The 10,195-nt window shown below is 50.2% G+C and carries 10 protein-coding genes; 9 read left to right on the top strand and 1 reads right to left on the bottom strand.

Translation table 11 applies throughout. The features are described from left to right. The 8 genes from C7B82_RS04795 to C7B82_RS04760 form a co-directional block, all read left to right on the top strand. The coding region (locus C7B82_RS04795; protein WP_219904010.1) for a hypothetical protein at window positions 1-513 on the top strand (513 nt) is incomplete at its 5' end. 47 nt (window positions 514-560) lie between these two features. After that, window positions 561-1,391 carry a hypothetical protein gene (locus tag C7B82_RS04790; protein WP_106255170.1) on the top strand — a complete coding sequence of 277 codons (831 nt, stop codon included), beginning with the start codon at window positions 561-563 and terminating at the stop codon, window positions 1,389-1,391. A 66-nt stretch (window positions 1,392-1,457) separates the two neighbouring features. Next, window positions 1,458-1,733 (top strand): hypothetical protein, encoded by a 276-nt coding sequence (locus C7B82_RS04785; RefSeq protein ID WP_106255169.1) that lies wholly within the window; start codon window positions 1,458-1,460, stop codon window positions 1,731-1,733. Continuing rightward, window positions 1,730-2,101 (top strand): clan AA aspartic protease, encoded by a 372-nt coding sequence (locus C7B82_RS04780; protein ID WP_106255168.1) that lies wholly within the window; start codon window positions 1,730-1,732, stop codon window positions 2,099-2,101. The genes C7B82_RS04785 and C7B82_RS04780 overlap by 4 nt, the downstream gene beginning before the upstream one ends. A 300-nt stretch (window positions 2,102-2,401) precedes the next feature. After that, the gene (locus C7B82_RS34965; RefSeq protein WP_245939732.1) at window positions 2,402-2,737 is read left to right on the top strand and encodes a type II toxin-antitoxin system HicB family antitoxin; all 336 of its coding nucleotides are present in this window, start codon (window positions 2,402-2,404) and stop codon (window positions 2,735-2,737) included. Between the two features lie 27 nt (window positions 2,738-2,764). Then, window positions 2,765-2,944 (top strand): type II toxin-antitoxin system HicA family toxin, encoded by a 180-nt coding sequence (locus C7B82_RS04770; protein ID WP_245939731.1) that lies wholly within the window; start codon window positions 2,765-2,767, stop codon window positions 2,942-2,944. A 125-nt stretch (window positions 2,945-3,069) separates the two neighbouring features. Beyond that, on the top strand, window positions 3,070-6,768 hold the full coding sequence (gene mfd, locus C7B82_RS04765) for a transcription-repair coupling factor (RefSeq protein ID WP_106255166.1): 3,699 nt from the start codon (window positions 3,070-3,072) through the stop codon (window positions 6,766-6,768). Between the two features lie 327 nt (window positions 6,769-7,095). Continuing rightward, window positions 7,096-7,512 (top strand): response regulator, encoded by a 417-nt coding sequence (locus C7B82_RS04760; protein WP_106255165.1) that lies wholly within the window; start codon window positions 7,096-7,098, stop codon window positions 7,510-7,512. 12 nt (window positions 7,513-7,524) lie between these two features. Here the strand turns inward: C7B82_RS04760 and C7B82_RS04755 are convergent, their stop codons facing one another. Beyond that, the gene (locus tag C7B82_RS04755) at window positions 7,525-7,704 is read right to left on the bottom strand and encodes a hypothetical protein (protein WP_106255164.1); all 180 of its coding nucleotides are present in this window, start codon (window positions 7,702-7,704) and stop codon (window positions 7,525-7,527) included. A gap of 141 nt (window positions 7,705-7,845) precedes the next feature. On the opposite strand from C7B82_RS04755, the gene uvrC reads away from it, so the two are divergent. Further along, the gene (gene uvrC, locus C7B82_RS04750; RefSeq protein ID WP_106255163.1) at window positions 7,846-9,801 is read left to right on the top strand and encodes an excinuclease ABC subunit UvrC; all 1,956 of its coding nucleotides are present in this window, start codon (window positions 7,846-7,848) and stop codon (window positions 9,799-9,801) included. Window positions 9,802-10,195: the final 394 nt, after the last annotated feature.

The following is a 10,195-nucleotide window of genomic DNA, read 5'->3' as shown; positions in this document are numbered from 1 at the left end:
ACGATTTCGGTTTCCCTCGAAATTGGCTCATTCATGAACCGTTACATACCTGAGCTTTGTAACCCTCAGCTACTTATATCAAGTATAAAAAGTGAGGAAAATCTTCCTTGGACTGATTATCCAGAGCTGAAGCAAGTTTCTGAATCTCTTGACAGGGAGCTTTTATCTTTAGAGATCTATGAATATAAAATTCGGACATATCGAATAGTAAGGCAGCTTTTAGGAATGATAGTTGATGAGGGGAATGTTGAAATCGAACCACTTTTGAAATTTGCAAATGATACAGATGAAGCCCTCTTTATCTTTGATAGGGAACTTTCTCAGTATCTTCAGCTGATTTACAGAAACGGAATTAAATTACACTTTTCTCGTGAAAAGTTATCAGATCAACGGCTTCCAATTGGGGAGGAACGGAATAAAGTAGCCGAAGAAAATGCTGAGCTTCTCGAATGGTTCACTGAGCAGTTTGAGGTTTCAAGGGAATATTTCTATAAACATATTGCATTAGGCTGAGAGTCCTTAGAATTAATTGCCCGTAAAGACACATCACTTCCAGAAGTATGAACGAAGAATTCGAAAAGAAGCTGATTAAGGATCTGGAAAAAACTGGCTTTGTTTCAGAGATGCAGGCTGTAAAAATATTTCATTCTCTAGGTTGGGATGCCAAATTGGGAAAAGGCTACTTTGACAGGGACGAGAATATTACACGAGAGATTGACCTTTCTGCATACTACCCCGTAAACCTAAAATACAAAGATTCTGTATGCGTGTGTAGCTTTTTTAATATTATTGCTGAAATTAAAAAGGCTGAGCAGCCTTGGATTGTATTTCGATCTCATCTCCATCCGATGGCTCAGTTCTGTGCTTGGAACAATATAACGACCAGCATAAATCTTCCAGAACATCCTACAAAATTAACAGCATTTATGTCGAAAAGTTCATTACTCATTTCTCAAAGATGGGAAGGTACAGGGGTACATCATGCTTTCAAAGATCCATCTGCGCCCTCGCAGTGGTATAAAGCCTTTACAAGTGTATGTAAAGCTGCTGAAGATGAGTGTGAAGCTAATACTACTGAAGGGGAAAAGATTAGCCGCGATATATTAGCAGAACCAACTGAGTTCAGTTTTTTTCAGCCTGTAGTTATTTTAGATGGCACTCTTATCGCAGCTGAGTTATCAAACTCTGGGAAGATTGTTCTTGAGGAAGTTACTTCAGCGCCTTTTACTTTTGAATTCAAAACTAGGAACTATAGTCGAAGCTCATATCGAGTCGATTTAGTCACGATGGATGGTTTGGAGGCATATCTACATCTGAGTCAGCAGAGACATACAGATATACTGGAAGGCTTTCGTAAATATATTCCATACCCTCTGGAGGAAGAAGCCTAGGAGTCAGTGCGGATGCGATCGCTCAGATTAAAATGAAAGAGCAACCATCAAAGTAAGGGTAAGGCGATGACGGTTCGACAACCCCGCTATAGCAAAGAAGAATTTACCCGACGCGGTGATCAACTTTATGAGACTCAAGTCCGCCCACAAGTGGAGGAAGGGAACCACGGCAAAATTGTTGCGATCGACATTGAAACCGGAGCCTTTGAAGTGGCTGACGAGATCTTGACTGCAACCGATCGCTTATTTGAACGACTTCCCGACGCTCAACCCTGGATCGTCCGTATTGGACACCGTGCTGTTCATCGCTTTGGCGCACGGAGCTTGAGAAACCCTGTATGATGCACGGTGTTGTAAATGCAAGCTGCGAAGCAACCATTTCACTGGTCTTGAGTAACGGAAAGCGTCAGACGCGCTTGATTGATGCGGTGATCGATACAGGCTATACAGGCTTTCTGAGCCTACCGCGTGAGGTCATTGTTGCCTTGGACTTACCCTGGACGGGGATCGATCGTGGAACATTGGGCGATGGCAGCGAAGTGACCTTTGAAGTTTATGCGTCAACCATCATCTGGGATGGGCAATACCGAAATATTCCCGTCAACGAAGCAGAGACTGATCCGTTAGTTGGGATGAGTTTACTTTACGGCTATGATTTGCAAATTCGAGCAGTGGAAGGTGGTAACGTCACAATCAAGGCGATCGAGTAGTTGAGAAATTATCTGTTGAAGCACGGTCTAACCACAAAGTTGAGCCGATCATTGAGGTCTAGAAAGCACTATGCTGCGATCGGTCAGGGGTACGGAGACAAGTCAATGTGGTGTGTGACGGACAGAGACCGCAGCGATCGCCTCACTCAAAACTGATGTAACCCAACAAGCTTTCTATGATGAAGATAGGTAACTCTTCTCCTTAGATTGCGTAGCTTCAACATGGCGTTTTCTGCCATCACTCATGCTCTGGGGCGATCGCTCCCGCCCTCTTTGAATTAACGGTAAGAACCCCAAGCGGTGAGTCGGTGTGGTGGCGATCGCTATCTCTCGGTTGAGCCGACTGTTTGCATAACAGGTAAGCTTGAAGCAGCGATCGATTTCTGCATGTCCTTTCGGTTGGGACTAATCGTACTAGCGGAAAAGTTTATGGATCTGACCATTGAGCTTGAACAAGAAGAAGACGGGCGCTGGCTTGCGGAGGTGGTAGACCTGCCAGGAGTGCTTGTTTATGGGCAAAGTCGTGAAGACGCAGTAGTACGAGTCAAAGCATTAGCGCTTCGTGTTTTGGCTGACCGTCTTGAACAGGGTGAAAGCGTAGCCGAGTTCGATCACGTTGCGTTTCTGGCAGCATGAGACAGTGGAAGTCTGTCAAAGCAAGTGTTGGCGGCTTTGTTACGCATTGGTTGGAGTATTGAGCGTAAAGCAGGTGGCTCTCATAAAGTCCTGTCGCGTCCAGATTGGGCAAAGGTTGTTTTTGCCTTTCACGACGGTGAGGAAATTGGTCCAAAAATGTTGGCGCGCATTGCCAAACGCACAGGGCTAAAACCAGAGGATTTGTAATTTAGTGTCTTTAAGTGTGCGATCGACTCAGAACGTGCGATCGCTTCACTTAGAACTGAAGCCACACAACAAGCCATCTATGATGAAGATAGGTAACTCTTCTCATTAGACTGCGTAGCTTCAACATGGCGTTTTCTTCCATCACTCGTGCCCTGGGGCGATCGCCCCTCACAACAGAACTCTTAGCGAAACTTCAGCAGCATAAGCATTTGAAGCTGAACGGCTTGGCACGATTGCCCAAAGGATTGGTCAGTTCTGCCCTGGCGCAAGCTCAATCCCGCAACCTGTTGGTCGTCACCGCCACGCTCGAAGAAGCCGGACGCTGGACTGCCCAACTGGAAGCAATGGGCTGGCAAACCATTCACTTCTACCCCACTTCAGAGTCATCGCCCTACGAGCCGTTTGATCCTGAATCGGAGATGGTTTGGGGGCAGTTGCAGGTGTTGGCGGATTTGGTAAAGGGAGAGGGGAGAGGAGAGAGGAGTCAGGAAGAGATGGGAGCAGGGGAGGCAGGAGGAGCAGAACTCAAAACTCAAAACTCAAAACTCTCTAGCTTGTCGGCGCGTAAAGCCTTCGGCATACAAGAAACACAAAGTGGCTCCTTCGGAGCTAGCGCTACTCAAAACTCTTCCCCCTCACCCCTTACTCCTCACTCCTCACTGGCAATTGTCACCACCGAACGTGCTCTCCAACCTCACTTGCCGCCTGTCGCTGCCCTCAAGCCCTACTGTCTGACGCTAAAGCGAGGCGCAGAAATCGATCTGGATACATTGGGGCATGAACTGGCTCGACTGGGCTACGATCGCGTCCCGCTGGTCGAAACAGAAGGGCAGTGGAGCCGACGTGGAGATATCATTGACGTGTTTCCGGTGGCGTCTGAACTGCCGATACGACTGGAATTGTTTGGCGATGAGCTAGACCAAATTCGGGAGTTTGACCCGGCAACGCAACGATCACTCGATCGCATTGAACAGCTTGTACTCACACCGACCCATTTTGGCCCCATTATTCAAGCAGCGCTGACAGGTAGCAAAGCGGCTGCAGTGAAGGCGTTTCTCTCTGAAGAAGATCAAGAGAAATTTGATCAAGGGCAACTGCTGGAAGGCTCTCGTCGCTTTCTGGGCATTGCCTTCGACAAACCCGCTTCACTGCTAGATTACCTACCAGAAGACACGCTGATTGCCATGGACGAACCAGAGCAATCGGAAGCGCATGGCGATCGGTGGTTTGAGCACGCCGAAGAACAATATGGGGAAATTAGCGGTCAGCGGGCACCGGTCAGCGGTCAGCAGTTATCCCGCATTCATCGCCCGTTTACGGAGTCTTTGACAGAGATCAAACTGTTCGATCACCTCTACTTATCAGAACTGGCAGAAGAGCCGAAAGTTCGTACGGCACAAGATAAGGGGCCTGCGCCGATTAATTTGGCGAGTCGTCCAGTGCCTGCGATTCCGCATCAGTTTGGCAGGCTGGCAGAAACCTTGCGGGATGAACGCGATCGCGGTTTTTCGATCTGGCTGGTGTCGGCGCAACCATCGCGATCGGTGTCGTTGCTGCAAGAGCATGATTGCCCAGCGCAATTCATTCCCAATCCGCGTGATTACCTGGCGATCGACAAGCTTCAGGTGCAGCACGTCCCGGTTGCGGTGAAGTATTCCGGGCTAGCGGAACTCGAAGGCTTCATTCTGCCAACCTTCCGGCTAGCCGTCATTACAGACCGAGAGTTCTTTGGGCAGCATTCTCTGGCAACGCCTAGCTATGTGCGGAAACGTCGCCGTGCGGCATCCAAGCAGGTTGACCCAAACAAACTGCGTCCGGGCGATTATGTGGTGCACAAAAATCATGGTATTGGTCGCTTCTTAAAGCTGGAAAGCCTGATGCTAAACCACGAAACCCGTGAATATCTGGTCTTGCAGTATGCCGATGGATTGCTACGCGTGGCAGCAGATCAGCTCAGTTCGCTTTCGCGTTTCCGAGGGGCAGGCGACACCACACCCGAACTGAACAAAATGTCCAGCAAAGCCTGGGAAAAGACCAAGAGCAAGGTTCGCAAAGCGATCAAAAAAGTGGCAGTCGATCTGCTTCAACTGTACGCCCAGCGTGCCCAGCAGGTCGGCTTTACCTATCCCGTTGATATGCCCTGGCAAGAGGAAATGGAAGAGTCCTTCCCGTATCAGCCGACGCCCGATCAGCTCAAGGCAACTCAAGATGTCAAACAAGACATGCAGAGCGATCGCCCAATGGATCGTCTCGTCTGCGGGGACGTCGGCTTCGGCAAGACCGAAGTGGCCATTCGCGCTATTTTCAAAGCGGTGACGGCTGGTAAACAGGTGGCCATGTTGGCTCCAACCACTATCCTGACGCAACAGCACTACCATACGCTGAAAGAACGGTTCGCCCCTTACCCGATTCAGATTGGCTTACTCAACCGCTTTCGCACACCGCAAGAGCGCAAGGACATCATGCAGCGCCTGAAAACGGGTGAACTGGACATTGTCGTGGGCACGCACCAACTGCTGAGTAAAGATGTGCAGCCAAAGGACTTGGGCTTGCTGGTGGTCGATGAAGAGCAGCGGTTTGGGGTCAACCAGAAGGAGAAAATCAAATCGCTGCGAACGCAGGTAGATGTGTTGACGTTAAGCGCCACGCCCATTCCACGAACGCTCTACATGGCGCTTTCGGGTGTGCGCGAGATGAGCCTGATTACGACCCCGCCACCCTCACGTCGTCCGATTAAAACCCATCTATCCCCCTATGATCCAGAGGCGATTCGCACGGCCATGCGGCAGGAACTCGATCGCGGAGGACAGATTTTCTACGTGGTGCCCCGTGTAGAAGGCATTGAGGAAATTGCCACCCGGCTGCGAGAAATGATACCGAGTATTCGCATTGCGATCGCCCACGGTCAAATGCCCGAAGCCGAGTTGGAAACCACGATGCTGACCTTTAGCGAAGGTGAAGCTGATATCCTCGTCTGCACCACGATTATTGAATCGGGGCTGGATATTCCTCGCGTTAACACCATTCTGATTGAAGATGCCCAGAAGTTTGGGCTGTCGCAGCTTTACCAGTTGCGGGGACGGGTAGGACGAGCAGGCATTCAGGCACACGCATGGCTGTTTTACCCGAAGCAAAACCAGTTGACCGATACGGCACGGCAGCGCCTTCGAGCCATTCAGGAATTCGCGCAGCTTGGCTCTGGCTACCAGCTTGCGGTGCGTGATATGGAGATTCGTGGCGTGGGGAATCTGTTGGGTGCAGAACAGTCGGGTCAAATGGATGCGATCGGCTTCGACCTTTACATCGAAATGCTGGAAGAAGCGATCGGCGAAATCCGTGGTCAAGAAATTCCTACCGTCGATGATACGCAGATTGACCTCAACCTGACGGCGTTTATTCCCGCTGACTACATTCCTGATCTAGATCAAAAGATGAGTGCCTATCGCGCCGTTGCCTCTGCCAGTGGCAAACAAGAACTCACGGAAATTGCAGCAGACTGGAGCGATCGCTATGGGTCGATTCCGCTTGCGGCCCTGCAACTCATGCGGATTGTCGAGCTTAAGCAAATTGCTAAAAAGCTCGGCTTCTCTCGCATCAAGCCTGACGGCACTCAGCACATTGTACTGGAAACGCCGATGGCAGAACCTGCCTGGAATTTGCTCAAAGCCAATTTGCCAGACCACTTACACTCACGCTTTGTCTATACGCCCAGCAAAGTGACGGTACGGGGATTGGGCGCACTCAACGCCGATCAGCAGCTTGATAGTCTACTCAACTGGCTTGCTAGAATGCAGGGGGCATTGCCAGAGTCTGCGATCGTTTGAACCCTTCCCAACCCTCTAAATGCCGTTACAGCAGTTTCTCATGTTAAAACTCAGTCACTTTTTGGCAGAAATCGACACGTACTGACGTCTACCGATCAAATACAAGTTACCATTAGCACAAGCGCTCTGATGAAAATACTGAGTGGAGTGATCTGGATCGCTGACCATGCCCTCTACATGTTGTATAGTCTTCCTTATAGATTAATTATGGGCTGAGCCGTAATAAGCTGTTTTCCAAGCATCGATTACGCGCGCCTCTTTTTTATCTGTACCTGCAACTCCCAAAATGGCAACGTCGGATTGGCTCGCGGCAGAGTAAAAAACTCTATGCAAACAACAGTCGCCCCTGGGTTTAATTTAAGCTCTAGCATTCGCATTTTGCTGGTAGAAGATAACGAGATCAGTCGTCAGCTGATGAGTGATTATTTGAGGCATTGTGGTTACTCGATTCAGACCCTCTCTAGCGGTTCTAAGTTCGCTCAAGAAATGGCGCAGTTTCGCCCACATCTGGTTTTGCTTGATCTAAAGTTGCCAGACGTTGATGGTTTTGCCGTACTAGAGCAAGCTCAACAAACCTTAGAGTGGTCGAAAACACCCATTGTGGTGATTTCAGCGTTTGCCTTTCAAGCCGATCGAGACCATGCTTTGAATTTAGGTGCCCGCCAATATCTAGTTAAACCTGTGATGCTCCCCCACGTGCGGCAGGTGATTTGCGATGAATTAAAGTATCTGATGGTGCAGTAAGCGGTTCGCAACCTATTGGCTTCTCTGTTCGGTAACGAACGTTTCAATGTGATGACTGAGTACCTGCACAGTTCTGCCTGTCTGGGAAATTTGGGTTGTCAACTCCGCAATAAGCAGCGTTGCGGCTTGCAGTTGATTGAGGGTCTGTTCCAGTTCCTCACGGGTTTGCGATTCAAACTCTTCGAGCGTCATATGACAAAGTTCAGTATGTAGATGTTTAATTGGATACACTTTGATCTTAGCGACTACGGAGGCATAAGTCTCTAGCGGCGTTTGAAGTCTCGATAGATTCGTTTAAAATTGAGATGAAGCCTTACAACGAAGCTCTTGCCTGTGACCTCTGCTAAAGCTCTGACCCTGGTTAAAGATCCAGACCGTTTGGAAAACCGCCTTAAGGAAATTCCATCGGAACCAGGCGTGTATTACATGCGGGATGCAACCGATCAGATCCTCTATATCGGTAAATCGAAAAAACTGCGATCGCGTGTCCGCTCGTACTTCCGCGACAACCAGGGGCTGAGTCCGCGCATTGCGTTGATGGTCAAGCAGGTTGCAGAAATCGAGTTTATTGTTACGGATACTGAGGCTGAGGCGCTGGCGCTGGAAGCAAACCTGGTTAAGCAGCACCAGCCCCATTTCAATGTGTTGCTGAAGGACGACAAAAAGTATCCCTATCTTTGCATTACCTGGTCAGAGGCGTATCCGCGCATCTTTATCACTCGCAAACGGCGATTGGGCAAGGAAAAAGACCGCTATTACGGGCCTTATGTGGATACCGGACTGCTACGGCAAACGCTGCATCTGGTAAAACGCATTTTCCCCTTGCGGCAACGTCCCCAGCCGCTGTTTAAGGATCGACCTTGCTTGAACTACGATATTGGTCGCTGCCCCGGTGTTTGTCAGGCATTGATTACCCCAGAGCACTATCACAAGATCGTGCAAAAGGTGGCGATGATCTTTCAGGGACGCACTCGCGAGCTAACGGACATTCTCACGGCTCAAATGGAGCAGGCGGCCGAGGCGCTGAACTTTGAGCAAGCAGCAAGAATTCGCGATCAGATTGCGGGGCTGAAGCTATTAGGTGCTGACCAGAAGGTATCGATGGCGGACGATACCATTTCGCGAGATGCGATCGCCCTTGCGGCCGATGACCAATACGCTTGTGTGCAGCTCTTCCAAATCCGTGCGGGTCGTTTAGTCGGACGTTTGGGGTTTGTTGCCGATGCCCAATCGGGTGAACCAGGGGCCATTTTGCAGCGTGTCCTCGAAGAACATTATCAAACCGTGGATGCGGTCGAAATTCCGGCGGAGATTATGGTGCAGCATGACTTACCCGAAGGCGACATGCTGGCAGAGTTCTTGAGTGAGACGAAGGGGCGTAAGGTCGCGATCGTGACCCCTCAACGTCAGATGAAAGCCGAGATGATCGAGATGGTGGAGCGCAATGCGGAGTATGAATTGGCACGCACGCAGCGGTTTGCCGATCGTAACGCTCAGGCCATGCTCGACCTCGCCGCCATACTAGATCTACCCGAACTGCCTCGCCGCATTGAAGGCTACGATATTTCCCACATTCAGGGGTCAGATGCGGTCGCGTCTCAGGTGGTCTTCATTGACGGGTTACCGGCCAAGCAGCACTATCGCCATTACAAAATCAAAACGCCTACTGTTGTCTCTGGGCACTCGGACGACTTCGCCAGTATGGCAGAGGTCATTCGTCGGCGTTTCCGTAAGTATGCAGCGCTCAAAGAGAAGGGGGAGTTGGTCAGGGCATCGCAGGATTCAGTGCTCAGTCGGCATGTGTCCGCGACGGCTGATTTCCCTGATCTGGTGATGATTGATGGTGGGAAAGGACAACTTTCAGCGGTGGTGGCGGTCTTGCGAGAGATGAACTTACTGGACGATGTGAAAGTGGTCAGCCTTGCCAAACAGCGAGAGGAAATTTTTCTGCCAGGAGAATCCTTCCCGTTGAAGACGGAGGCAGAACAACCAGGCGTCCAGGTACTGCGTCGGCTACGGGATGAAGCGCACCGTTTTGCTGTCAGTTTCCATCGCCAGCAGCGTAGCGATCGCATGCGGCGATCGCGTCTTGATGAGATTCCAGGGCTGGGGCACCATCGCCAGAAACAACTGCTGGCTACCTTTCGGTCGATCGATTACCTGCGTGAAGCGACACCCGCACAAATTGCCACGGTGCCGGGTATTGGGCCTCGTCTCGCGCAGCAAATCTATGACTACTTTCACCCTGCCCAAGAAACAACGGCACCAGAGTCAGCGACAATGAATTAGCCATTAGCTGTTGCCCCAACCTTAGGACATTGGATCAAAGGGGTCATAGGGGCGGCGTGCCCCCAGCCAGGGGTTCCACGCCTGCACCCCGTTCTCCCAGCATGGCTATAGCTAGAGAGAATGTTTTGGTATCAGCTATTAGTTTTTGAGCCATTGCTGACGGCTTCAGATTGCGTTTATGCAGGATTGAGCAACTCTCGAGCTGCGGCTGATGGCTGACGGTTGATGGCTGATGGCTGATGGCTGATGGCTAAATTCTTAACCATTGCTTCACAAACTCAGTGGGTACTGATAATTTTGCGTTCCAAGTAACGGTTTCGGTGATGACCCCGACAAATTCTGTGTTGTACTTGAAGTCGGCAGATGATTCAAGGCGACTCTATTAATCTGAGAT

The organism is Stenomitos frigidus ULC18, assembly GCF_003003795.1.
In the GTDB taxonomy this organism is placed as follows: Bacteria; Cyanobacteriota; Cyanobacteriia; order Leptolyngbyales; family Leptolyngbyaceae; genus Stenomitos; species Stenomitos frigidus_A.
The sequence above is the reverse complement of the archived record's forward strand: the minus strand, read 5'-3'. Positions and strand labels throughout refer to the sequence as shown.